This window comes from Pantoea sp. F_5 (assembly GCF_008631595.1).
GTDB lineage: Bacteria > Pseudomonadota > Gammaproteobacteria > Enterobacterales > Enterobacteriaceae > Pantoea > Pantoea gossypiicola.
This window is the reverse complement of record NZ_VWUO01000001.1, coordinates 328,924-355,815: the sequence shown is the minus strand read 5'-3', so window position 1 is coordinate 355,815 and position 26,892 is coordinate 328,924. Positions and strand designations below refer to the sequence as shown.

The 26,892-nt window shown below is 59.1% G+C and carries 5 protein-coding genes; 3 read left to right on the top strand and 2 right to left on the bottom strand.

From position 1 onward, the window contains the following. Positions 1 to 238: 238 nt before the first annotated feature. The gene (locus F3I44_RS01655) at positions 239 to 18,244 is read right to left on the bottom strand and encodes an Ig-like domain-containing protein (RefSeq protein ID WP_150019229.1); all 18,006 of its coding nucleotides are present in this window, start codon (positions 18,242 to 18,244) and stop codon (positions 239 to 241) included. 729 nt (positions 18,245 to 18,973) lie between these two features. On the opposite strand from F3I44_RS01655, the gene F3I44_RS01650 reads away from it, so the two are divergent. The 3 genes from F3I44_RS01650 to rcsB are packed head-to-tail and all read left to right on the top strand — an operon-like array spanning position 18,974 to position 23,457. Then, a complete protein-coding gene (locus F3I44_RS01650) occupies positions 18,974 to 20,128 on the top strand; it encodes an MFS transporter (protein ID WP_150010514.1) in 1,155 nt (384 codons plus the stop codon). Positions 20,129 to 20,147: 19 nt separating this feature from the next. Continuing rightward, entirely contained in the window at positions 20,148 to 22,805 is a 2,658-nt protein-coding gene (gene rcsD / locus F3I44_RS01645) for a phosphotransferase RcsD (protein ID WP_150019228.1), read from the top strand. A gap of 1 nt (position 22,806) precedes the next feature. Beyond that, a complete protein-coding gene (rcsB, locus tag F3I44_RS01640; protein ID WP_003854204.1) occupies positions 22,807 to 23,457 on the top strand; it encodes a response regulator transcription factor RcsB in 651 nt (216 codons plus the stop codon). Between the two features lie 53 nt (positions 23,458 to 23,510). Here rcsB and rcsC read toward each other — a convergent pair whose 3' ends face one another. Beyond that, entirely contained in the window at positions 23,511 to 26,363 is a 2,853-nt protein-coding gene (gene rcsC / locus F3I44_RS01635) for a two-component system sensor histidine kinase RcsC (RefSeq protein ID WP_150010518.1), read from the bottom strand. Between the last annotated feature and the right edge of the window lie 529 nt (positions 26,364 to 26,892).

Sequence of the window (26,892 nt, the reverse complement as noted above, 5' to 3'; positions counted from 1 at the left end):
GTCGGAACTGATTACCCGCAGGTAACAGGGATAAAGAAAGAGGACGCTAATAAAAGCGACAAATGGAGCCAGAATGTTGATTTACGGCGTAACGCCGTTTGCTGCGCTTACCCTAATCTTTCATTCTGCTAATGAATAGTGGCGATAATCTGGAAAGTGAAATTATTACGTGACTAAAACAAAAAAAGCGGGTGCTTACGCACCCGCTTCTCAGACTGGCCAGGCAGAACTGTCGTCACTACACCACATGGACCTGCAGGTTTTGCTGCACCAGCACATCACCCAGGGTGTTTTCACTGGTCAGCGCCGAGTTGTGGTAGATCTCAAAGACTCTGCCCTCCACCGTGCGCTCGCCGGTCACTTCCCAGATACCGCCGTTGCTGTTCGCCAGTGTGACCTGACTGCCATCTGCGCCTTTGATCAGCAAATCATCACTCTGTTTGTCCGTAATAGTGAGTGCCTCATTGAGATCGAGTTTCACAGAGTTGGTGCCGGTTTTACCCAAATCGAGCACTTCAACGTGTTCAACTTTCAGGCCCAGCGCGGTGAGATCCAGATTGAGATACTCACCATTCAGCACCAGAGTATCGGTGCCTGCGCCGCCATCAATATGGGTAAAGTTAAGATCGCTGACCGTCACAGTGTCCGCACCGCTGCTGCCGGTCACCGAAGCACCTTCTGCCGTACTGCCATCGGCCAGCGTAATCACGACGCCGCCAATGGTGTAACCCACCTCCTCTGCCGGTGCCGCCGCTACAGCAGTGTCACTGGCCACCACGGTTTCAATGCTGCTGACCGGCGTCACCGCATCCGCTTCGGTAATCAGCGTCGAGGCCACGGCTACATGGGCGCTGTTATCGTCGCTGCTGGTGCTGCTGTTATGCTGCGTTTCCACACTGGTACTGGCGACGGCAGCGCTGTCATCCACCACCGAGAAGAGCGCCACCGATTCGGTGGCCGCCAGCGTGACCGGCAGCAGCGAACCCAGCAACAGGGTATTGGTGGTGGTATAGCTGTTACCGGCCACGTCAGTGATGGAGACTTTTGCCAGCGTGTTCAGCGACAACAGCAGGCCGCCCACCGACAGCAGTGATGGTGAGAAGTTAACCGCGTAACGTCCCAGCGCATCGGTGGTGGTGTTCAGCGTCGGTCCGTTGCTGCCGTTGGAGAGCAGCAGCGTCACGCTGACTTTCGATCCCTGAGCGGCATTCAGCGATCCCCCCTGCACGACCAGGCCGGTAAGCAGAGAACCCACGATGCTGAGCACGGGATCAACCCCGACCACCGGCTGATTATGGGACAGCGCAGTAAAGCTGCTGCTGCTGGTCGCGGTATTGCCCCCAATGTCCGTCACCGTGACGGTCAGCGGATGACTGCCATCTGCGATCCCTTTCAGCGTCGCTGACGGCACGCTGATGCTCCATGCCCCATTCGCGCCGATGGTCGTGGTAAGGACATTGCCTGCCACGTTAACCGTAACCGTACCGCCCGCCGCGTTGGTGCTGGTTCCTCTGATGGTTTCAGCCGTATTGGCTTCCGCGATGTTGAGATAACCATCGCCACCGAAGAAACTGTTCACACTGACGGTCGGCGTGGTGTGACTCACAACACCCAGTGACGCCGAGGTAGAACCAGTGCTGCCCGCGCCGTTGATGACGCTGGCCGTCACGGTCTGCAGACCATCCGCAATCGCAGCGAGATTGGCCGCCGGTACAGAGAGGCTCCAGTTGCCGTTGCTGCTCACCGTGGTGCTGTAAGTCTGGCCACCCAGCGTAACGCGTATCACTGATCCTTCGGCGTTGCTGGCGGTACCTGAAATAGTCTGCGCGGTTTTGACATCGGCTGCACTCAGCGCATTGTCACCAAACAGTGAGGTAATGGCGACCACAGGCGTTGACTGACTGATAACGCTCAGTGTTCCACTGCTGTTTGCCACGTTACCGTAGGCATCGGTGCCGGTCACCGTCACGGTTTTACTGCCGTCAGTGATGGCGGCAAGATCCGCTTTCGGAACGCTGATGCTCCAGTTGCCGCCACTCACCACTTTGGTGGTGTAGGTCAGGCCGTTCAGCGTGGCGCTGACGGTGGAACCGGCCGACAGGCTGGAGGTTCCGCTCAGGGTCTGGTTCGAGGCCAGATCGGCGGCACTCAGAACCCCGTCGCCGAACACCGTATTCACCGTCAGGGTTGGCTGCACCAGTCCCAGTGATACGCCTGCGCTGGTGCTGCTGACGTTGCCGACCGGATCGGTGACCGCCGCGCTGACGGTAAAGTTACCGTTCAGCAGCGTCGAGAGCACAGCGGGCGAAACGGTAGTCGAGAACGTGCCATCGGCGTTGACCAGCGCGGTGGCCGTTGTGTTGCCAATGGCCAGCCTGACGCTGCTGCCCGCTGCCACGCCGGAGACCGTGCCGCTGATGGTCTGGGTAACCAGCGATTCCGCCAGGTTCAGCACGCCGTCACCAAACAATGGATTGAGCGTAACCTTCGGCAGATTGTGAATGCCCACCAGCGCGCCGGCGGTGGTGCTGCTGGTGTTACCGGCGCTGTCGGTGACGCTGACGCCAACGGTAAGATTGCCATCCGCAATCCCCTGCAACAGCGCGGGCGTCAGTGAGACGTTAAAATTGCCGCTGGCATCGGTTGCCGTCACAAACTGCTGTGATCCCACCGATACGACAACCCGCGATCCCGCTTCTGCACCACCGACGACGCCGCCAATCACCTGCGTTACCAGCGCATCCGCCACGTTCAGCAGACCGTCACCAAACAGTGGATTAACCGTGATGGTTGGCAGCAGCGTATCGACGCGAATACCGGCGCTGGTGCTGGCGGTATTCCCCGCTGCATCCGTTACTGACGCGCCGACCGTCAGATTGCCCTGCGCCAAGGTGCCCAGGATATCCGGCGTCACCGTGGCGCTGAAGGCTCCGCCCGCACCCACGGTCGCGGTCAGCTGGCTGTTGCCCACTGAAAGCGTCACCACACTGCCCTGCGCAACGTTGTTCACCACTCCGCTGATGACCTGGCCCGTGGCGATATCAGCCAGATTCAGTACGCCATCGCCAAACAGAGAGGTCAGGGAGATGGATGGTGTCTGAGTAAAGATGCCGATCGTCGCACTATTCGAGGCGACATTACCCGCCGCATCCCGGACGCTGACGCCCAGCGTCAGATTGCCATCCAGCAGTGAGGTAAGATCGCTGCCCGGCAGGCTAACACTCCACGCTCCGCCTGCCTGCACCGTTGTGCTGTAACTCTTGCTGCCAAAGGTCACCGTCACCTGTGAACCTGCCGCCGCATTTTGTATCACGCCACCTACCAGCTGCCCGGCTGCCGCTTCCGCAATGTTCAGCAGGTTATCGCCGCCAAACAGTCCGGTGAGTGCGCCCACCACCGGCACCGCATCGACAATCGCCGTGACGGTCTCACCCACGGTGCGGGTGTTTCCTGCCGCATCCGTCAGGGTAACGTCAACCGCAAGATTGCCGTCGGTGACCAGATCCAGCACCGCAGGGGGCACCACGATGGCCCATTTACCATCCTGTCCCACAGAAGCAGAGAGCGTGGTGCCGCCCAGTACCACGGATACCGTGGCCCCGACGCCCGCCGACGTCGCGGTTCCCGAGATGGTCTGCGCCACCGTGGTATCCAGCGCGCTGAGCGTGCCGTCGCCGAATACCGAATCAACCACCAGCGTCAGCGCACTGTTAACCACTTTGTTGACTGTCAGCGTGGCGTCAGTCTGGTTACCGGCTAAATCATTGACCCGCACGCCAAACACCAGCGCACCGTCAGTGAGTCCTGACAGGACATTCGGTTCAAGATTGATGCTCCAGCGGCCGTCGGCACCCACCGTTGCGGTGGCGATCGGCGCGGCATCGCCCAGATAGAGACCGATGGTCTGCCCTTCTGCGCCCTGCGCGCTGCCGGTCAGCACCTGACTGACGGCCAGATCAGCGGCGTTAAGCACGTTATCACCCGCCAGCGCGTCAACCTGCACCAGTGGCGCAGCAGTATCTACCGTCACCTGCTGTGTCACGGTCGTCACGTTACCGGCGACATCCGCCAACTGCGCAGTGATCACCGGCGTGCTGCCATCGGTCAGAGCCTGCATCGCGCTGGCAGGAACGGTGGTGGACCAGGTGCCGTCACTTTGCACTACGGCGCTGTAAGTCTGGTTGTTGAAGGTCACAACCACCGTACGGCCTGCTTCACCGACATCGGCGGTGCCGCTAATTGCCTGGCTGGTGGCGCTTTCATTACCATTGACCTGATTATCACCCGCAAAGGCATTAATCGTCAGAGCCGGTGGCGTCAGATCAACCAGCACATTACCGCTGACGGTGACAGGGGTCGTGCCATCAGTGGCATTTACCGTGATGGCGACGCTGCCGTCCGCATTGCCGAAGGCGGTGACCGGCAACGCAGCCGTTGACCAGTTGCCCGCTGCATCCAGCGTAGTGGCATAGGTCTGACCGTTGACCACCACCGTTACCACCCCACCTGCACCGAGGTTAGCCGAGGTGCCGCTCAGGACGACGCCACCCGCGACATCCTGGGTGCTGATGATGTTGTCGCCTGACACCGTGCCCAGCGTGACCAGCGGACCTGGCGGTGGCGTCAGATCCACCGTCAGCGGGACACTGCTGGTTGCGGTATTGCCTGCCAGATCGGTCACTGCCAGCGCGAGGGTGGTCGATGGCGTAAAGGTGGCCATCTGCTCTGGCGTCAGCGTCACGCTCCAGTTGCCGTTACCGTCAACGATTGCTGTGCCGAGGGTGGTGGTATTCAGCGACACCGTGACAACGGCACCGGTCTCAGCGCCTGTCGCGGTGCCGCTGAGGATCTGCGGCTGAATGCTCTCGGCGTAGTTCAGTGCGTTATCGCCAGTAAAGGCTGTGAAGCTAAGCACCGGCGGGGTTTTATCGAGCACCAGCGAACTGTTAATGGTCGTGCTGTTGCCCGCCGCATCCGTTGCCGTCACGGTGACCGGATAGGTGGCATCCGGCAGCGCTGAAAGCTGCGCCTGTGTCAGTGGCACTGTCCAGTTGCCATTGGCATCCACTGTTGCAGGGTAAGTCGTGCCGCCCAGCGTTAACTGCACCGTCTGATTCGCGCCCGCCTCACCGGTGGTGCCGCCGAGCGTAATACCTGTAGCAACATCATCGCTATTCACATAGCCGCCGAGGAATTCCGGATTAACCGCAGGCAGCGGCGCGCTGAGATCGGTGGTGAACGGCAGCTGTGCCGATGCGCTGTTACCCGCCGCATCCACGACGTTAACCGTCAGGATTTGCGTCCCGTTACCCAGAGAACTCAGCGCGTTGCCAGGAAGATCAACGGTCCAGTTGCCGTTGCCATCCACCGAGCCGGAATAAAGACTGCCATTGAGATCAACAGTGATGCTGACCGCCTGATTATCCCCCACGCTGCCGGTGCTGCCGGTCAGGGTGACGCCTGCCGCGGCTTCACTGATATTCAGTACGTTATCGCCGCCAAACGCGCCAGTATTGAAGGTTGGCACAGGCACAGCCACTTCGGTTACCACACTCAGGGCCGTCACGTCACTGTTACCCGCAATGTCGGTAGCGGTCACGGTAATGGTATGCGTGCCGCTGGTGAAGGTGGCTAACTGTGCCGGAGACAGAGCCAGCGACCAGCTGCCATCGTTCAGCACCGTGGCGGCCAGCGGCTGGTCGCCATTAAAGCCAGCGATCAGCACCGATACCGTCTGTCCTGCACCCGTAATGCCGGTCGTGCCGCTGAGGATCTGTTCGCTGCCTGCTTCCGCCGCGTTCAGCGCACCATCACCAAACGGCAGATTCAGCGTGACATCCGGCAGCGTGTTGACCGCCACCAGCAGCGTGCCGGTGGTGGAGCCGATGTTGCCGTTCTCGTCGGTAACGGTTACCGTCACCGGCAGGGTGCCATCCGGCAGTGACTGCAATACGGCAGGCGGCAGAGTCAGTGACCAGCCTGTACCGCCATCAGTGAGCGTCGCGGCATAGACGGTGCCATTGATGGTCACCGCCACCGAAGCCGGATCATCACTGTTGACCGTACCGGTCAGCGTCCCGTCCGTTGCCGCTTCCGCCGCGTTAAGACGGCCATCCGTAAATGGCGTATCGAGCGTTGGCGAGGCAATCGGGGTAATCGCTGAGACAAACGTCTGCGTCTCTGTGATGCTGTTACCGGCCCGATCCGTGGTGGTGAGGGTCAGCGTGTGTTCACCGGCCCCCAGGCTGGCGATCACCTCCGGCGTCAGGCTGGCCGTCCAGTTGCCACTGGCATCGACCGTTACCGACAGCGGGATGTTGTCATCGCCGACTGTGACGCTGAGGGTCTGGCCCGCAACAGGATTAGACGTGCCCGTGACCAGCTGAACGGAACCCGCTTCACTGATGTTAATCACGTTATCGCCGAACTGTGTTGCAGCGAAGTTTGCGGAAACTGGTGGGGTCTGGAGTATCTCAACGTCAGCTGTGGCCTGCGCCGGATTTCCGGCAGCATCTGCCGCGGTGACGACGACCTGCGTCACACCATTGTCGAGGGCATCCAGCGCAAGCGGAGCCAGATTCAGCGTCCAGGTACCGCTGGCATCGGTGGTGGTAGTGAAAGTCAGATCGCCGACAGTGATGTTCACGACGCTGCCTTCCGGCAGGTTGGTACTGTCACCACTCAGCGTTATCGCACCTTGAGTTTCTGCCAGATTGAGCAGCGAATCGCCAAACGGCGTATTCAGGGTCAGCGCTGGCAGCGTGTTAAACGCGACATCCAGTGAGGTAGTGGTATCCGTGGTGATATTGCCCGCCGCGTCGGTGACCGAAACAGTGATCGCATTAGGGCCGTCTGCCAGCTGCTGCACGTCGGCTGTGGGAATGGTGAGGGTCCAGTTCCCGTCCGCATCCGCCGTGGTGGTGTAGCTGACGTTATTCAGCGTCACCGTCACCGGCAGGCCGCCCGTGGTAGTGCCGTTGATGGTGAGATCCTGCAGCGACTCCGCCAGGTTAAGGGTGTCACCCGCGCTGACCGTAATATCCGCCAGCACAGGCGGTGTGGTGCTGAAACTGACCTCCTGCGTGGCGACCGCCGGGTTACCGGCGACATCAATGGCGGTGACGGTAAAGGTTTGCGTGCTGCCCGGCGCGACATTGATGAAGGCCGCAGACGGTACCGTCACCGTCCAGTTACCGTCAGCGTCAATCGTGGTGCTGTAGTCAGTACCGTTAAACGATACGGTCACCGGCGTTCCTGCCGCCAGCAGGGTGCTGCCGCCGCTGACCGCCACATCCGCGGTCGCCTCGGTGGCATTGATCACATCATCACCAGCCACCACGTTCATCGTCAGCGTTGGCTGAACCAGCGGGCTGGCCAGCACGACCAGGCTGGCGCTGGCGCTGGCCGGATTGCCAGACGTATCCGCTGAGACGACGACCAGCAGCTGATCGCCATCCGGCAGATTGCCCAGATCGGCGGCCGGAACGATCACGGTCCAGCTGCCATCCGCCGCCACCGTGCCGCTGTACTGAATGGCGTTCAGCGTTACCGTTACCAGCTGGCCTTCCACCAGATTAGTGCTGGTGCCGCCGATGCTTAGATCCTGCAACGACTCTGCCTGATTAAGGAAGTTATCGTCACTGATTGCCCCGATGGTCAGGGTCGGCAGATTCAGGCTGTCCGCATCACGCGTCAGCGTCTGGGTCGCCGTGGTCAGGTTACCCGCCGCATCTCTGATCGTCACATCGACCGGATAGCTGCCATCCGCCAGCCCCTGCACGACACCGGCAGGCAGGGTCACCTGCCACGTGCCATCAGAGAGTACCCGGGTGGTGTAATCGGTATTCTGGAAACTGACGGTGACCGTCTGTCCGGCATCCGCGACAGAGGCTGTTCCGCTGATAGCGACAGCTTCCAGCACCTCAACTGAATTGATGATGTTGTCGCCGCCGATAGGGTTAATGCTTAACGGAGGCGGTGTGAGATCGACCGTGACGGCGCTGGTCAGCGAACCGCTGTTACCGGCGGCATCGCTGGCGTTGACCACCAGGGTCGTCACACCCTCACCCAGTGCCTGCACCTGCGCTGGCGTTAAGGTCAGCGTCCAGTTGCCCTGCGCATCGACTGCGGCAGGGTAGTCATTATCGCCCAGCGTCACGCTGACGGTCTGACCCGCGCCCGCAACGCCGGTGCTGCCGCTCAGCGTCTGACTGACCGTCGTTTCAGCCTGGTTAAGATAGCCATCGCCAAAGGGTGTATTAATGCTGACCGACAGGGCACCGGTTGCGACGGTGATTTCACGCGTCTCCGTAACCGGATTGCCCGCCGCATCACTGACCGTCACGGTCAGGGTATACGCACCGGCCGGGATCCCTGCCAGGGCACCCGCGGGCAGCGTCAGGCTCCAGTCGCCATCCTGGGTCACGGTGGTGGTCCAGATCTGGTTGTTAAGGGTAAGAGTGACCTGCTGACCGGCTTCGGCATTACTGCTGCCGCTGAGCACAATCGGCGCGGTGCTTTCGGCGATATTGACGCTGTTATCGCCCGCAACCGGATCAAGCGACAGGGTCGGTGGCGTCAGATCGACCGTGACGCTGCCCTGGCTGCTGCCCGAGTTACCCGCCGCATCCTGTACGTTAACGGTGTAGTTAAGCGTCTCTTCCGGCAGATCGACCAGCGCAGAGGCAGGCACGCTGATCTGCCAGTTGCCATTGCTGTCGACGGTGCCGTTGTAGGTCACGCCGTTGAGAACCACGCTCACCGTCTGGCCGTCCCCTGTCACACCTGTGGTGCCGCTCAGAGTTTGTGACGTAGTGATGTCGCTGCTGTTAAGCAGACCATCGCCAAAAGCAGAGACGATCTGCGGTGCTGGCAGTGTCGCCAGCACGCTGAGCGCGGCTTCGCTGCTCAGGGTTGCCCCGCCGCTGTCTGTCGCGGTGACCGTGACGGTATAAGCCCCGTCGGCGAGTGCTGTCAGTGACTCAGCCGGAACAATCACACTCCAGCGACCACTGGCCGAGACCTGCGCGGTGTAGCTGATGTTGTTAAACAGCAGCGTGACCAGACTGCCTTCAGGCACATTCGCCGAGGTGCCTGTGACAATCAGCGGCTGACCCAGCTCCTGCGCATTCAGATAGTTGTCCTGACTGATGGCATCCATCGCCAGGCCAGACGCATTGCTGTTAATGTCAAAGGTGAGATTACTGGTGGTGGTGTTGCCCGCCACGTCGCTGACCGCCACGGTGAAACTGGCGCTGCCATCCGCAATCGCCGCCAGCGCACCGGCTGGCACGATCAGGCTCCATGCTCCGCTCGCCTGCACGGCGGCGCTGTAGACCGTGCCATCAATGGTCACGGTGACCAGCTGGCCCGCTTCGACGTTGGACGTGGAGCCAGTCAGACGTTGATCGGTAAGGCGTTCCGCACCATCAACCACATTATTACCGGCAAAGGCATCCAGCGTCAGAGTCGGCAGCGTGCCCGCCTCTACTTTCAGCGCCAGATCGCGGCTGGTGGTGGTGGCATTGCCTGCTGCGTCGCTGGCGGTCACGGTCAGAGGATAGGTGCCGTTGCCCAGCCCGGTATAAACCGTGGCGGGCAGATCCAGCGACCAGTTGCCGTTGACGTCTGCTGTGGTGCTCAGGCTGGTGCCGTTGAAGCTGGCCACAATCAGTGCATTGGCTTCACTGCTGCCGGTCAGCGTCAGCGGCTGCTGACTCTCAGCGGCGTTGATAATGCCATCGGATGGGGTGATGAAGTTCAGTACCGGTGGCAGGGTATCCACCACCAGGCTGCCGTCAGCCTGGCTGCTGTTGCCTGCCACATCACTGACCACTACGGTGTAAGGCGTGGTGCCCTGTGGCAGCGCAGAGAGCGCCGCTGGCGGAACCGCGACCTGCCAGTTACCCGCTGCGTCGACCGTGCCGCTGTAGTTAGTGCCGCCCAGCGTGACGATAACCGTCTGGCCGTCACCGGGCACGCCGGTGTTACCGGTGATCACGCCGCCGCTGACGGCTTCCTCGCCGTTGAGAATGCCGTCATTAAAGGCCACGCCTGGGGTGGCCACCGGCAGTGTGCTGGCCACCACCGTCAGGGTAGCATCGCTGGTGGCAAGCTGTTGTCCGCTGCCGTCGCTGGCTGTGGCGGTAATCGTCTGCGCGCCATCGGACGCGCCGTTAAAGGTGCCTGCCGGTAAGGTCAGGCTCCAGCTTCCATCGGCCGCCACGCTGGTGCTGGCTGTGGTGCCGTTGGCAAGCACGGTAATAATGCTGCCATCAGGCAGGCCGTTGGTGCTGCCGCTGACCACAACGGTACCGCCCAGCTCCTGGGCATTGAGGTAGTTGTCGTCGCTGATCGGTGCCAGCGCGATCGAGGGCAGCGTGTTGTCCACGCTGAAGTTAAGCGGACTGCTGGCACTGTTGCCGACGGCGTTGATCACGCTGACGTTCAGCGTCTGACTGCCCTCGCCCAGTTCCGCCAGTGCGCCCGCAGGCAGCGTAATGCTCCAGTTCCCGCTGGCCCCGACCACGCCACTGTAGTCGGTGCCATTCAGGGAGATGATCACCTGCTGCCCTGCCTCAACATTACTGCTGCTGCCCCGCACCGTAATCGGCTGTAACTGTTCGGCGGCCGTGACGATACCGTCACCGGCAAAGGTGCTGCTATCGACGGTCAGCACAGGCTGCACGTCCGGTGAAGTTGCCACATTCAGATCAACCACCTGGCTGCTCTGGTTGCCGTTAGCATTGATTTCAGTAACGGTGAGCGGATTCGTGCCCGGAGGCAGAGCCGCCAGATCATTAGCATCGATTTGCAGCGTCCACTGCCCATTCACGCCGACGGTGGTGCTGTAGAGCTGGTCATTAAGCTGGACCGTGACAATGTCGCCGTTCTGACCGCTGCCGCTGACAACCAGCGGCTCCGCCAGTTCAGCGGTGCTCAGCGCGTTGTCACCGCTGACCGGCGCGACCACCAGCGGAGGCGACGTGGTGGCAACCGTCAGCGCACTGTTCTGGCTGCTGCTGTTGCCCGCCGCGTCGGTGACGGTGACCACCACCGGATAGCTGCTGCCGTTGGTCAGACCGGCAAGCGCAGCAGGCGGTACGGCCAGCGCCCAGTTTCCGTCAGCATCAACCGTGCCGGTGTAGGTGACGCCATTCAGCGTCACACTGACGCGGTCGCCTTCACTGCCTGCGCCGCTGAAGCTGAAACCAGCAGCCTGCTCAGCGATGTTCAGCACGCCATCGCCAGCGGGCGCATTAATGCTGAAGTCGGGTGCGGTGGTATCCACGGTGACCGGCAATGGCGTGGTGGCAACGTTGCCACTGATGCTGGTCACGGTCACGTTAAGATCGTAACGGCCATCAGTCAGCTGCTGCAGATCGGCAGCGGGCACGGTGGCGGTCCAGCTGCCATCCGCGGCAACCGTGGCGCTGTAGGTCTCACCATTCAGCACAAGGCTGACGCTGTTGCCCGGGGCGACGGTGCCGCTGACGATCAGATCGGTCGCTGTTTCAGCCGCATTGATAATGCCGTCGGTGGCAATCGGGTTAACGGTCAGCACCGGTACCCCGGTATCCACCGTTAGCGGTTCACTGATGCTGGTGCTGTTACCCGCGACATCGCTCACCGTCACGGTAACGGGATTGCTGCCCTGCGCCAGTGCCTGTAGCGCATCTGGCGGCAGCGTGACGCTCCAGTCACCATTTCCCGCTACCGTTGCCGGATAGCTGATGCCGCCCAGGGTCACGCTGACGGCCTGGCCTGGCTGGACGGAGCCGGTCAGCGTCTGCGCTGTGCTGGCTTCCTCAGTGTTAAGAATGCCGTCAGTGAAAGGCGTGTTGATTTGGGGTTCTGCCAGCGGCGTCGTTGCCACCAGCAGCGTCTGGCTGGTCAGTACATCCCCTGAGGAGACGGTAACGGTAGTGTTACCCTGCGCCAGGTTCGCCAGGTCGGCGGCTGGCACGGTCAGGGTCCAGCTACCGGTTTCATCGGTTGTGGTGGTGTACAGCGTGCCGCCAGGCACCAGCGTCACGCTGATCGGGCTGTTCACCGGCAGGTTTGCAGAACCGCCGCTAAGGATCAGATCGCTCTGCGCATCCAGCACGTTGAGTGCGTTGTCGTCACTGATCGGGGCAATCGACAGCGACGGCACGTTGGTCGCGATCACGGTGAACTGCCCCTCGGCAGGCAGCGCCGGATTTCCGGCCACGTCGGTAATCGCCACGGTAAAGGTTTTATCGCCTGCGGCACCCAGCGATCCGGCGGGCAGCGTCACACTCCAGCTTCCGTTTGCCTGCACTACACCGTCGTAAGACTGACCGTTAATGGTCAGTAATACCGGCTGACCGGCCGGTACGCCAGTGACGCTACCGGTGACCAGAATGTCAGTGAGCTGTTCCGCACTGTCGACCAGATTGTCGCCGGTCACAGGATCAATGGTCAGCGCCGGTGACGTTGCCGCCAGCACCGTGACACTGGAGGCGACGGTGGAGCTGTTGCCGTAAGCGTCGCTGATTACCACGTCAACCGGGTAGAGAGCGTCTCCCAGCTGACTGATGATGGCGGCGGGTACCGTCACGCTCCATGCACCATTGGTGTCAACCGTGGCGGTGTAAGTCTCACCATTGAAAGTGACGGCCACCGTGTCGCCCTGTGTCCCCCCGCGCCCGTCGATGGTGAGATCCTGCGTGTGTTCAGCGATGTTGATATAACCATCACTGCCCGGCGTCGAGACCTCCAGCAGTGGCGGCGTGGTCGCGAAAATCAGTGAACTGCTGGCTGGCGTGGTATTGCCATCCGCGTCCGTCGCGACAACCGAGACCACCTGAGTACCATTGGGCACCCCCGCCAGGTCGGCAGCCGGAACGGTTACACTCCAGTTGCCACCCTGCGCCACTACGGCGCTGTAGGTCAGGTTATTCAGCGTGACGCGAATGATGTCACCTTCGTCGCCGGTTCCGCTGACAATCAGCGGCTGCTGCGCGTCACTGATGTTGATCACGCCGTCAGCGTCCAGAGGGTTCAGAGTCAGAGCTGGCGCTTCGGTAGCAACCCGCAGATCGGTATCCTGCGTGCTGCTGTTACCAGCCGGATCGGTCACAGTCACGGTGACCGGATAAGTCTGGTTGCTCAGCGTGGCAAGATCGGCAACCGGGACGGATGCACGCCAGTTACCGTTTTCGTCCACGATAGCCGCGTACGTTTTACCGTTTAACCCGACCGCTACACTGTCGCCCGCGGTGCCGGTACCGCTGATCAGCAGCGGCTCAGTGAGTTCATTATTGGTCAGAACGCCATCCCCGCCCGGTGCGGTAACGGTGGCAACCGGCGGCTGCGTGCTGACGGCCAGCGTCTGCGCCTGGGTCGCGATGTTGCCGCTGGCGTCGGTCAGGGTAACCACCAGCGTATAGCTGCTGCCATCTGACAGCGCCTGCAGCGCCGCTGGCGGCAGATCCACCGTCCAGTTGCCCTGCTCATCCACGGTTGCGCTGTAAATAACGTTGTTCAGCGAGACCGTTACCTGTTCGCCCGGCAGCGCACCTGAACCGCTGACCGGCACGCCTGCCGCCACTTCCGTGCTGTTAAGGATGCCATCGCCGCCTGCCACTTCCGCCACAATCAGGTTCGGTGGCAGCGTGTCGACGCTGAAGTTCAGCGTCTCATCCACGCGGTTGCCCGCCTCATCAATCGCAGTAATGGTCAGGCCGTTAGCGCCCTGCGGCAGTAAGGCGAGATCCGCGGCAGGCAGCGTCAGGTTCCAGCTGCCGTCGTCATTGACCGTAGTGCTGTAGGTTTTGCCGTTGAGCTGTACTTCGACCAACTGGCCCGCCACCGCTTTACCGGTGCTGCCACCGATCAGCAGATCGCTGTCCGCTTCGGTCTGATTAAGAATGCCATCGGTAAGCGCGCTTTCATTCAGCGTGATTTGCGGCAGTGTGGTGGTGACCACATTCAACTGAGCGGAGTCGGTCAGCAGCGCACCACTGGCGTCGGTTGCGGTGACGGAGATCAGTTTCACACCGTCGGTGATACCATTGAGATCGCCCGTCGGAACGGTGACGCTCCAGAAGCCGTTACTGCCCACCACCGCACTGTAATTGTTGCCGTTGAAGTTAAGCTGCACCGCCTGGCCCGGATTGACGCCCACCGCCGAGCCGCCGATGATCAGATCGCTGCTCAACTCCTGCAGGTTGAGGAAACCATCAACGCTGACAGGCTCGCTGATAGAGATCACACCCGGTTCACCGGCTGCCGGCGCGACGTTGATGTCACGGCTATCGGTGGCTAAGGCACCGGCTACCGACGTGACGCTGACCGTGATGGCCGTGGTGCCTGCCGCCAGGGCACTGAGCGCCGCAGACGGGATCTGCGCGCTCCAGCTGCCGTCCGGGTTGACCAGCGCACTGTAATTCTGACCGCCCAGGGTAATAGTGACCGTCTGGCCCGCCTCCACATTGCTGGTGCTGCCGGACAGCGTCTGATCGACGGCCTTCTCGCTGTTATCCACCAGATCATCACCGGCAAACAGGGCGATCGTGACTGTCGGCGTGCCCGGCTCCGCAGGCGCTTCCACCGCGATCACCCGATCTTCACTTACCGTTACACCCGCCTGACTGGTGACCGTGGCCGCGATAGTGGCACTGCCCGTCGCCAGGGCCGCCAGCGCGCTGGCAGGGACGCTCAGGCTCCAGCTGCCATCCGCACCAACCGTGGCGCTGTAGGTCTGATCGCCCAGCGTGACCGTGACAGTCTGACCCGCCTCAACGTTGGTAGTGGTACCGCTCAATAGCTGGTCGCTGGTTTTCTCATCGTTACTCAGGACATCATCACCGGCAAACTGATCGATCGTGATCACCGGCTGGCCCGGCTCAGTAACCGGTGGTTCCACGATAATTCCCAGCGTATCGCTGACGGTGGTGCCTGCCGCATTGCTGACCGTCACGACCAGCGAGGCCGCGCCCGCCGCCAGCGCACCGAGTGCATCGGCAGGGATAGCGATATTCCAGCTGCCATCGGCCCCGACCGTACCACTGTAGTTCTGGCCGCCCAGCGTCACCGTGACAATCTGTCCCGCTTCGACATTGATCGTGCTGCCGGAGACCGCCTGAGCGTCCAGCTTCTCATCGTTGCTCAGGACGTTGTCATCAGCGAAGGCATTGATGGTTAATGTCGGCGTGCCTGGCGCGGTGCCCGATGCCTCTACGAGGAAGTCGCGGGTTTCGCTGACTGGCGTGCCGATCTGATCGTTAACGGTGACGTTCAGGGTCGCACTTCCTGCTGTCAGCGCGGCCAGCGAGCTGGCCGGAATCGTGACGCTCCAGCTGCCATCTGCGCCAACCGTGGCGGTAAAGGTCTCTCCGTTCAGCGTGACAGTAACCTGCTGCCCCTCAGCGATATTGGTGGTGGTGCCGCTCAGCAACTGGTCGCTGGCTTTCTCGCTGTTGCTGAGGATGTCATCCCCGGCAAAGGCGTCGATGGTCACAGTGGCCTGACCCGGCTGCGTTGCCGGAGCTTCGACGGTGATCGGCTGCGCGGCAGTTGCCGTATCGCCCGCCGCATTACTGACCGAAACGGTGAGTGTGGTCGTGCCGGCTGCCAGCGCGTTGAGCGCAGCTGACGGAACGGTGACGCTCCAGCTGCCATCACCCTGCACGCTGGCACTGTAAGTCTGGCCGCCCAGGGTAACTGTCACCAGCTGTCCGGCTTCAACATTACTGGTGGTGCCGCTGACCAGCTGATCAACCGCTTTTTCGTCGTTGCTCAAAGCGTTATCGACCGCGAAATCATTCAGGGTCAGGGCCGGTACGCCTGGCTCTGTTGTCGGCGCATCCACCGAAATATCGCGGGTTTCGCTGGTGGTTACGCCAGCGGCGTTACTGACGGTGACGCCAATGGCATTCGAGCCAGCGGGCAGATTGCCCAGCGCGGCTGCCGGAATAATCACACTCCAGTTTCCACTGCCATCGACAGTGCCCAGGTAAGTCTGCCCCCCCAGGGTGACGGTTACCGTCTGGCCCGCTTCGATATTGGTGGTCGTGCCGGAGAGTGTCTGGGCCGTCCCTTTTTCATCGTTGCTGAGAATGTCATCTCCGGCAAACTGACCGATGGTCACGGTCGGTTCACCCGGCTGCGTCACTGGCGCTTCCACGCTGATCGGCAGGCTGCCGGTCACGGTGTTGCCGGCAGCATTGCTGACCGAAACCGACAGGGTGGTTTCACCTGCCGCCAGTGCGCTCAGGGCTGCTGATGGCAATGTGACGCTCCAGTTGCCCTGCGCGTCCACGCTGCCGCTGTAAGTCTGACCGCCCAGCGTCACCGTCACCAGCTGGCCGGGTTCGATGTTACTGGTGCTGCCGGTCACCGTCTGGTCGGCGGCTTTCTCCGCGTTACTCAGTTGATTGTCACCGGTAAAGTCATCCACTGTGACCGCTGGCGGGCCCGTAACCACTGGCGTATCGACGCTGATGGCGCGGTTTTCGCTGGCCTCAGTGCCAGCCTGATTGGTGACGACCGCCGAAATGGCAACCGTCCCGGCGGCCAGCGCATTCAGCTGTGCAGGCAACAACGTGATGCTCCAGTTGCCCTGCGCATCAACCAGCGCGCTATAGGTCTGGTCGCCCAGCGTGATAGTGACAATCTGCCCGGTTTCGACGTTGGTGGTCGAGCCGCTCAGCAGCTGTTCACCGCTTTTCTCAGCATTGCTGAGGATGTCATCCCCGGCAAACTGGTCGATGGTGATGACCGGCGTACCCGGCTGCGTCAGCGGTGCCTCTACGGTAAGAGTCAGGCTGCCGCTGGCGGCCGTTCCCGCCTGATTAGTGACCGTTGCCGTGACGGTGGTGGTGCCGGAGGCCAGCGCGCTCAGTGCCTCGGCAGGCACGGTGATGCTCCAGCTGCCGTCGCCTGCTACGCTGCCGCTGTAGCTCTGACCGCCCAGCGTGACGGTAACAATCTGACCTGCCTCAACATTGCCGGTGGAGCCGGACAGCGTTTGTGGTGTGGCTTTTTCGCTGTTGTCCAGCAGGTTATCGCCCGCAAACGGATTCAGGCTGATGACCGGCGTCGCAGGCGTGCCGGGATCGGCAGCGGCGACGGTTATCGGCAGGCTGCCGGTGGCCGCCGTGCCTGCAGCATTAGTGACGCTGACGCCGATGGTGGTGGAGCCTGCCGCGAGTCCTGCCAGCGCCGCAGCCGGAATCGCAACGCTCCAGCTGCCATCCGCACCCACGGTGCCATTGTAGGTCTGGCCACCCAGCGTGACGGTAACAATCTGGCCTGCCTCAACATTGCTGGTGGAGCCGGATACCGTTTGTGGCGTGGTTTTTTCGCTGTTATCCAGCAGGTTGTCGCCCGCAAACGGGTTCAGGCTGATAGCTGGCGTCGCAGGCGTGCCAGGATCGGCGGCGGTGACGGTTATCGGCAGGCTGCCGGTGGCCGCCGTGCCCGCTGTGTTAGTGACGCTGACATCGATGGTGGTGGTGCCAGCAGCAAGTCCCGCCAGCGCCGCTGCCGGGATCGTAACGCTCCAGCTGCCGTCCGCACCTACGGTGGCGTTGTAGGTCTGGCCGCCCAGCGTAACAGTGACAATCTGTCCCGCTTCAACATTGCTGGTGGTGCCGCTCAGCACCTGATCGGTGGCTTTTTCTGCGTTATCCAGTACATCATCGCCAGCGAATGTATTCAGAGTGATGGCAGGCGTCCCTGGCGTAACCGGTGTACCGGGATCGGTGCCGCCATCATTGCCGCCGCCGTTACCACCCCCCCCGCCGCCGCCGATGCCCACGGCCAGCCCGGCTAAGCCGAGCACACCCAGACCGCCCGCTGTAATCACGCCCATTGAGGTGTTGGTGTTATCCGCCAGGAGCAGCGGCTCTGCGCTGTCGAGTGATTCATAGGTGGGCGTAACCGAACTGGAGGCGAGTTCAGCACCTTCGGCAGTCTGCGGGAAGAGCGCATGTTCCGGTGGATTGACCCCATCATCGAACACCAGTTCGCTGTGCTGACCATCGGCGTCGTCGAGGAAGAATTTCTGATAGCGTACCGTGCTGCCGTCACGCATTTTCAGCACCAGATCGTTACCCTGGCGCTCGAACTGCGTCACCATGTCGCGCGTGCCGCTGATGCGCACAACGCTGGGTTCGGTGAGGTTAATGGATTGTGACGAACCGCCAGCGGTCTGTGAGAGGAGTGTGCCGTTTTCGCGCGAGATAATGTCTACACGGCCTTGCGTGAGCTCTGCCATTCGTAACCTCTATTCCACCAGATTGGCTAATATACTGAATCTATAAACATAAAATTATTTTATGCTTATAGCCTTCACACATAGTTTCACCTTCTGAACAACAGAAGGCGTCTCAACCCGGTGCATATAGAAACGGCAAAACAAAACTGCGTCACACGCCCCTGAAAAAGCGAAGCGTGGCGGTATTATTGTTAGATTTAGCTGTACAGACTGACGCAAAACGTAACGGTTCTGACAGAATGATTTTTAGCGTAACCGCGCTAAAAATCAACGTCAATGTACAGATTTCATTATGATTTAATCTTAATTACATTAGCCATGGCTGAATTTCAGTTTTCAAAAAATGTGCTTTGCCCTTGTTTTTTCATGTCAATTTATTGCTGACTGTTTCCATAAATGATGCAAAAAGGTTAAAAAACCACCCTTCAGAAAACATGAGACCAGAAAAATAAATTTATTAATTATGCGATTCAGCCATCATTTATGGCTGGTCCTGCTGGGCAGCAAGTTGTTGAAAAACAGTATTGAAATTTGAGTTAAGTCACGCCGTGAAGGGGGTGGTCATACCAGGAAAGTTCTGGAAAAAATTCGTGGCGCAGCAAAAGTCGGTAAACTCCCGGTTTTGCCATTTAAACGATGTTACTGCACCACTTTGATAAGAGGCGCAACGGCCACTGAACTCGCGGCCAGTGCTACACTTTTCCGCTTTATCTTTGATGAATCTGACCTATGACTGCACTGGACGCTGCACAACAACATAAGCATCAGAGCCGCCTGAACTGGGGCACGCGCACTATCTTTCTGATTAATGGCTTAGGGATGTCAGCCTGGGCACCGCTGGTGCCGTTTGCCCGCGATCGTCTGCAGCTCAGCGGTGCCTCCTTAGGCGCGTTACTGCTTTGCCTGGGAATTGGTTCGCTGGCCGCGATGCCGGTGACCGGCACGCTGGTGGCACGTTTTGGCTGCCGTCGGGTCATGGGCTTCTCCACGCTGTTAGTACTGCTTATGATGCCGCTGCTGGCCACGGCTGACTCTCATCTGGTGATGGCAGCAGCGCTGATGCTGTTTGGTGCTGGTCTGGGCATGCTGGATGTCGCGATGAATTATCAGGCCGTACAGGTTGAGCAGGCTGCTGATAAGCCGATGATGTCCGGCTTTCATGGCTTCTTCAGTCTGGGCGGGATTCTCGGTGCGGGTACAGTGAGCCTGTTGCTGAGTCGCTCATTTACGCCGCTGCACGCGACCCTGGTGGTGATGGCCGTGATGCTGTTACTGCTGTTGTGGCGACTGCCGGTGTTAATGAGCCAGCGCCTGCATCAGCCCGATCAGCCCTGGCTGGTGATCCCACGCGGCTGGGTCGCATTTCTTGGCCTGCTCTGCTTTATCCTGTTCCTGGCGGAAGGGGCAGTGCTGGACTGGGGGGCGCTGCTGTTGCTACAGAATCCGGCGATGTCACCCGCTTACGCCGGTCTGGGCTATGCGGTCTTTTCGGTGGCGATGACGCTGGGCCGTTTTAGCGGCGATAAGATCATCCAGCGTTTTGGTCGCTATCCGGTGATGCTGACGGGCGCACTGACTGCCGCAGCGGGCATGACGCTGGCTGTCTGGTTACCGTGGCCGGAGATCGCCCTGCTGGCATTCCTGCTGGTGGGCTTTGGTTTATCCAATACGGTGCCGATGTTGTTCAATGCTGCCGGGAATCAACAGGATATGCCTGCGAACCTGGCGATTTCTGCCATGACAACGCTGGGATATGCAGGTATTCTCTCAGGTCCGGCTTTAATCGGATTCATTTCGCAATGGATCAGCCTCAGCGGCGCATTTTTAATGATCGCGCTGTTGCTGTTAGCGGTAGCCGCCAGTGCGCGAAAAGTTGCGCGATAATTCAGGTACCTGACACGCTATGTTGTATAAGTTTCCACTGACCTCCGGCAATGTCACCCGCTTTTTTGTGGTTTTCAATCTGGTGCTGCTGCTGGCGCTGGGCTTTATGGTGCACAACTCGGTCAATGCCTGGCTGACCAGCAAACGCTATGCGATGGACGATCTGGCGCGTGACGTGCAGAAGCGCATCGACGCCTACCGCTTTGCCACCTGGCAGATCTATGAAAATCTTTCCACCAGTGCGGCAGGCGCAACGCCCGGCAGCAATCTGCAGGAGACGCGGCTGCGTCCTGATGTCTATTACCTGGAAAAAACCCGGCGTAAAACCGAGGCGCTGATTTTCGGCTCACACGACAGCAGCACGCTGGATATGACCATGCGGATGTCGAACTATCTCGACACGCTGTGGGGCGCAGAAAACCCCACCTGGTCGATGTACTTTTTAAATGGTCAGGACAACAGCCTGATTATGATCTCGACCCTGCCGCTGAAAGATATGGCGACGCGCTATAAAGAGAGCGCTATCAGCTCAATGGTCGATAGCCGCCGCGCGGAGATGCTGCAACAGGCTAATGCGCTGGATGAACGCGAGAGCTTCTCGCCGCTGCGCCACCTCGCCTTCCAGAACGACCACTATTTCACGCTGCGCACCACCTTTAATCAGCCGGGCCATCTGGCCACGGTGGTCGCCTTTGATCTGCCGGTTAACGATATTGTTCCGCAGAACATGCCGCTGGAAAACTTCCAGCTGCGTCAGGACAGCTCTATGCCTGCCACGACAGCCGATCAGCAGGAGGTGGAAAACACCCGCATCACACTGGTTAATCCCAATATTGAGATTACGGCCACCCTGCCCAGTACGTCGCTGCAACTGGTCTATCAGGTGCCCATTACCCGCCTGATTATCGACAGCCTGCACAACCTGCTTTGGCCGCTGCTAATCAACCTGCTGCTGTTCCTGCTGTCGCTGGCGGGTATCGTGCTGCTGCGCCAGCAGTCGCTGCGTCCCAGCGAGAATCAGAGCGCTGAACTCGATTCGCTACGGGTACTGAATGAAGAGATTGTGGCCAGTCTGCCAGTGGGTCTGCTGGTGTATGACTTTGCCAGCAACCGCACCCTGCTGAGCAATAAGATTGCTGAACATCTTTTGCCTCATCTCAATCTGCAGAAGATTATTAATATGTCCGACCAGCATCAGGGCGTGCTGCAGGCCACTATCAATAACGAAGTGTATGAAATCCGCCACGCCCGTAGCGTGCTGTCGCCACATACTCAGCTGTTTATGATGCGTGATCAGGATCGTGAGCTGCTGGTGAACAAGAAACTGCAGAAAGCGCAGCAGGTGCTGGATCGCAACCATCAGATGCGTCAGCAACTGCTGCACAATCTGGGCCATGCGCTGAATCAGCCTCTGGAGAAGATGGTGACGCAACTGGTGCAACTCAGCCAGCGTGATGCCGATGAGACCGTGCTGGACCTGCTCGATGAGAGCCAGGGTCTGGCGCGACTGGTGGATGATATCGTGCTGCTCAACCGGCTTGAGGCACATGACTGGTCACCGGATGCGACCGTCTTTAACCTGCAGGAGCTGCTGGACGAAATTGCACTGGAAAGCCTGCCGCTGATGCGTCGCAAAGGGCTGTCGCTGGTGGTGAATAACCATCTGGCGAATGACGAGACGCGATTTGGCGACCGTCGCGCACTGCGCAAAGTGCTGACCACGCTGATGCACTATGCTCTGACCACTACCCGCTGGGGAAAAATCACCCTGGAAGTTAAGGCTGCGGACAAACAGGCCGATAGAGTAATCATCGAACTGGTGGACACCGGAGCGGGCCTGACGGTGGATGAGATGGCGAATGTCGACTTCCCGTTCCTGGGCGATACCAGTCAGGATCGCTACGGACAGGCTTCCGGCATGGCGTTCTTCCTGTGTAAGCAGCTCTGCAAGCAGATGGGTGGCAGTCTCGATATCGTGGCAAAAGCGGATATCGGCACGCGCTATAACATGCAGCTGCCGCTGGTGCTGGAGCAGAAGCACGAAGAAGAAGAGGAAAAAATTCTGGATGGTGTGACCGCGCTGGTGGAGATCACCGTGGAGGACGTGCATAAAATCGTCTGCCGCCATCTGGAAAACTGGGGCGCGCGGTGTCTGACTCCCGATGAGCGCATTTCCGGTCAGGATCACGATGTGCTGGTGACCGACGACCCCACAAAGCTTAGCGGCTGGGCACTGCTGCTGGCGGAAGATGAACTGGGTCATCATGCACTGAACGACCAGCAGTATCGGGTCAATTTCAATCTCAGTAATGCGATGCTCGATGCCTTACTGGCCCTGATTGAGAAACAACTGTCGCATGATGTGATGGATAACGACATGGAAGACGACGCGGCCACGCCATTGATGAGCGGCGGCTATTTCCAGCTGTTTACGGAGACAGTACCGGTTGATGTGAAGAGACTGTATACTGAGTCGGCGGAAAAGGACTACGCCTCGCTTGCTCAGACAGCGCATCGCCTAAAGGGCGTGTTTGCCATGCTCAATCTGACTCCCGGCAAACAGCTTTGTGAAGAGTTAGAACACCACATTAAAGCGTGTGACGATTCAAACATTACAAATACCACCAGTGATATTGACGCTTACGTCAATCAACTGCTGCAGCAAGGTAACCAATAAGATGAATAACTTAAACGTAATTATTGCCGATGACCATCCAATTGTCCTTTTCGGTATCCGAAAGTCTCTGGAACAAATTGAATGGGTCAACGTTGTAGGTGAGTTCGAAGACTCAACAGCACTGATCAATAATCTGTCCAAGCTAGACGCTAACGTCCTGATCACCGATCTCTCTATGCCAGGTGAGAAGTATGGCGATGGCATTACGCTGATTAAATATATTAAACGCCACTATCCGGATCTCTCAATTATTGTTCTGACCATGAACAATAACCCGGCGATTCTGAGTTCTGTGCTGGATCTTGATATCGAAGGGATTGTCCTGAAACAGGGCGCGCCTACCGATTTACCAAAAGCACTGGCTGCACTGCAGAAAGGCAAGAAATATACGCCGGAAAGCGTTGCGAAACTGCTGGAGAAGATCAGCGCAGGTGGCTATGGCGACAAACGCCTGTCACCGAAAGAGAGCGAAGTACTGCGTCTGTTCGCAGAAGGTTTCCTGGTGACCGAAATCGCCAAGAAACTGAACCGCAGTATCAAAACCATCAGTAGCCAGAAGAAATCAGCAATGATGAAACTGGGCGTGGATAACGATATCGCGCTGCTGAACTACCTGTCGTCTGTCAGCCAGAGTCAGGTCGAAAGAGACTAAGTTACGTCTGAGGCGGTGCAGCCTGCACCGCCTCTTCTCTGCCCTATCCTGCTTTATCCCGGCCGCGTTTTACGCACCCGATCAGCATAGATTGCCAGCGTCACTTTCAGCACATCCAGCGTCACCGGTTTCGACAGACAGTTATCCATACCCGCATCCATACAACGCTGCTTCTCTTCCGCCAGCGCATTCGCCGTCACGCCGACGACCGGGAAGAGATGGCCCAGCTGACGTAAACGCTGCGTCAGGCGATAACCATCCATGTTTGGCATGTTCACGTCAGTCAGCACGATGTCGATTTCATGACGACTCAGTACGTTAAGCGCATCCACGCCATCCTGCGCGGTTTTGACCTGATAGCCCAGCGTGCCAAGCTGTTCCGACAGCAGCATGCGGTTAATGGGATGGTCATCGACAATCAGCACCATGATGTCATCGTTATGCACTTTCTCTTCGACCGGTGCAGTCAGCAGCAATGCATCCGCCGCATCGTGGCCCAGCGAAATACGATAGATGCGCGCCAGCAGAGCCGGCACCTCGTGCAGCGTGGCTGTCGAGTGGATCCAGCGTCCCGGCTGACGTTCACGCGGCATATCCACATGCGAGCCGTCAAAGGTGATCAGCGCCCGCAGCGGTAAGTCAATTTCCAGTTCGTAATCGGTCATCACCACATCGTCGTAACCCGGCTTACCGTTATATTCCGCAACCTCAATGCCCTGCTGCTGAATCTGACGGGTGATAAATTGCGCCAGATAGTCGTTGCGCATCGCCAGCCAGATTTTCTTATCCTGTAAATCCTCAAGCAGCATCAGCAACGGCTTCTGCCCTTTGTAGATCGGAATACGCACAATGAACTGGCTGCCCATGCCTGGCTCTGAGTCGACCTCAATGTCACCATCCATCATGTTGATCAGCTTTTCACAGATGGCCAGTCCCAGCCCGGTGCCCTGGAAATTACGCTGCACGCCATTTCCCACCTGGAAGAAGGGATCAAACAGGCGCGGCAGCTCTTTCGCAGGGATGCCGACACCGGTATCGCGGACGCGGAAGGCCAGATAGCCCTCAGCAACCCAGGCATGCAGGATAATACAGCCGGTGTGCGTAAACTTAATCGCGTTATTCAGCAGGTTCGAGATCACCTGCTGCAGACGAAGCGGATCGCCGTCCAGCACCTGCGGCACGTCATGTTCGATGAAGCAGTAGAGCGTCAGCCGCTTCTTCACCACCAGCGACAGATAGTTGCCGACGATGTGGGTCACGATTTCGCGCGGGGCAAACGGACGCGGTTCGATTTTCAGCTGCTCAGACTCAATTTTCGAGAAGTCGAGAATATCGCTGATTATCTTCAGCAGCAGGCTGGAGGAGTTGTTCATCGCCGTCACCAGCGAGTCGATGCCGCTGGGCAGCTCTTTGGTCTGTAACAGATCAAGATTACCGATAATGCCATATAGCGGCGTGCGCAGTTCGTGACTGACGGTAGCCAGGAACATCGATTTAGACTGACTGGCCTGCTCTGCCGCGTGGGCCATCTCCTGCAGAGACTGCTCCATTCGTACGCGCGCCGAAACATCGACCAGTACGCAAATCGCCACGTTCTCATTACGATAGCGCGAATGCACAAAGCTGATCTGCAGGTTGGTATTACTGCCGGTCAGCACATCGACAAAATTGACCTGCTGCCCGCCAATTATCTCATTCAGCTTCAGACGATCTTCCTGCGTCAGCAATGTCAGATAGTTATGCGCCAGTTCGTTACTCAGAATATTGGTGCCGTCGCTGGTGCGTAAAATACAGATCCCGACCGGCGCAGAAGCAACAATCTTACGGTTGAACTGCTCATGCTCTTCCAGCCGGTGGGCATTCTCCTCCGCCGGCAGGAACATCCGTCGCTCAAACACCCATGCAAGGGTAAACAGGATCACGGCGCTGAAAATATTGAGCAGCAGCGCATTAATAATCATCAGCTTGAGCTGATCCACCATCACGTCGGTGGGTATCGACCACACCACGTTGAGATCGGATGGCGGCAGCGGTTTCTTGAGCACCAGCTGACGATACCCATTCAGATAACCAAACCAGGTTTTATCATCCGGCAGATTATCGAGCGAGAATCCCAGCCCGCCGCGCCGCGAGTTAAGCAGTGGACGATAATTTTCGTCGGTAATGGACGCAATAATCGGCAGGCTACCCGGCTGAATAAACTCATCCAGCCGGATATTCTGCTCAACACCCAGCAGCGCCTGTAGTTTGTTAGCGACGTAAACCGGCACCACCATATAGAAGGTGCCGACACCAGGCTGAGCACTGCTGTTGATCCAGTACATCGGATTGCGGCGATCTTCCTCACTGCTGTTGCGATAGCGCAGCACATTCTCACGCAGTGATTTCAGGCTGCGTTCCCGATCGGCATTACTGCTGCCAATGGTAAAGTCGGCCAGACACTGGCTCTCACCACCGATAAAGAACACCCGATTTAATTCATACGATGAGGCGAAGTTACTTTTCCAGTAATTGATGTAGTAGCTGAGTGAATCGAGCGAATTGCGCCAGGTATTGCTCATTGAGGTGCAGTCGCCATCCGAGAACAGCGGCGTAAACTGCGGTTGGGTAGTTTTGCCCGGCATCATGCCGGTCAGCACATCCAGACCACTGCTGGCGTTGGATAAGCGGTTTTCGGTGATATATTTCAGCTCACGCATCATGTCCGCCGAATGGCGCACATACCACTGTATCGTGCCGTAGTTGCTGGCGAACTCCTGCCGGACCTGCGTCTCTTTATTGTGCAGCACGCTGATGATGTAAAACGCCGTCAGAACGGCACCCAGCGTCCAGATTAGCAGCGCCAGCGCGCGAAAAAGATAGCGCGAGATGCGAAGCGTAGTGCGGAAAGAGACAGGATATTTCAAAGGTAACTCGCAGTTGGCAAGGTTAGTCGCATCATCGATTTTTAATGCCCATACACTAGCTTTATCAGGCGAAAAAAGCCAGCCAGCCGCAGGCTTAGCGGAAAGTTTGGGAAACTTTCAGGATAGCGAAAGCAGCTAGTATCAGTGAACAAGAAGGCTTGCGTAAAGGCCTGCCCGTAAGAACTAAAAGCGACAATGCTGTTTAAACAAGAAAGACCTGCTATGCCCGAAGAGCAAAGCGTCCACGCCAGGGATGGCGTGGTCGATCCGCAGGGAGGCGGGAATCCTTTGCGATCGGGCATAGCAGGTCTTTCGGCGGCTTCTGACTCACAGCCTCCCCAACCCTGCCCCCACTTTAAGCGACGCAGTAATCCCAAAAAGAAAGATCCGCTAAGCCCGGAGAGCAAAGCGTCCACGCCACGGATGGCGTGGCCGATCCGCAGGGATGCGGGAATCCTTTGCGGTCGGGCATAGCGGGTCTTTCGGCGGCTCCCGGCTCACAGCAACCGGCTCCCGGCCCCCAACTCAC

Excerpts from the sequence above, each read along its gene's own strand:
- rcsB (WP_003854204.1), top strand. The coding sequence starts at position 22,807 with ATGAATAACTTAAACGTAATTATTGCCGATGACCATCCAATTGTCCTT.
- rcsD (WP_150019228.1), top strand. The coding sequence starts at position 20,148 with ATGTTGTATAAGTTTCCACTGACCTCCGGCAATGTCACCCGCTTTTTT.
- F3I44_RS01650 (WP_150010514.1), top strand. The coding sequence starts at position 18,974 with ATGACTGCACTGGACGCTGCACAACAACATAAGCATCAGAGCCGCCTG.
- F3I44_RS01655 (WP_150019229.1), bottom strand. The coding sequence starts at position 18,244 with ATGGCAGAGCTCACGCAAGGCCGTGTAGACATTATCTCGCGCGAAAAC.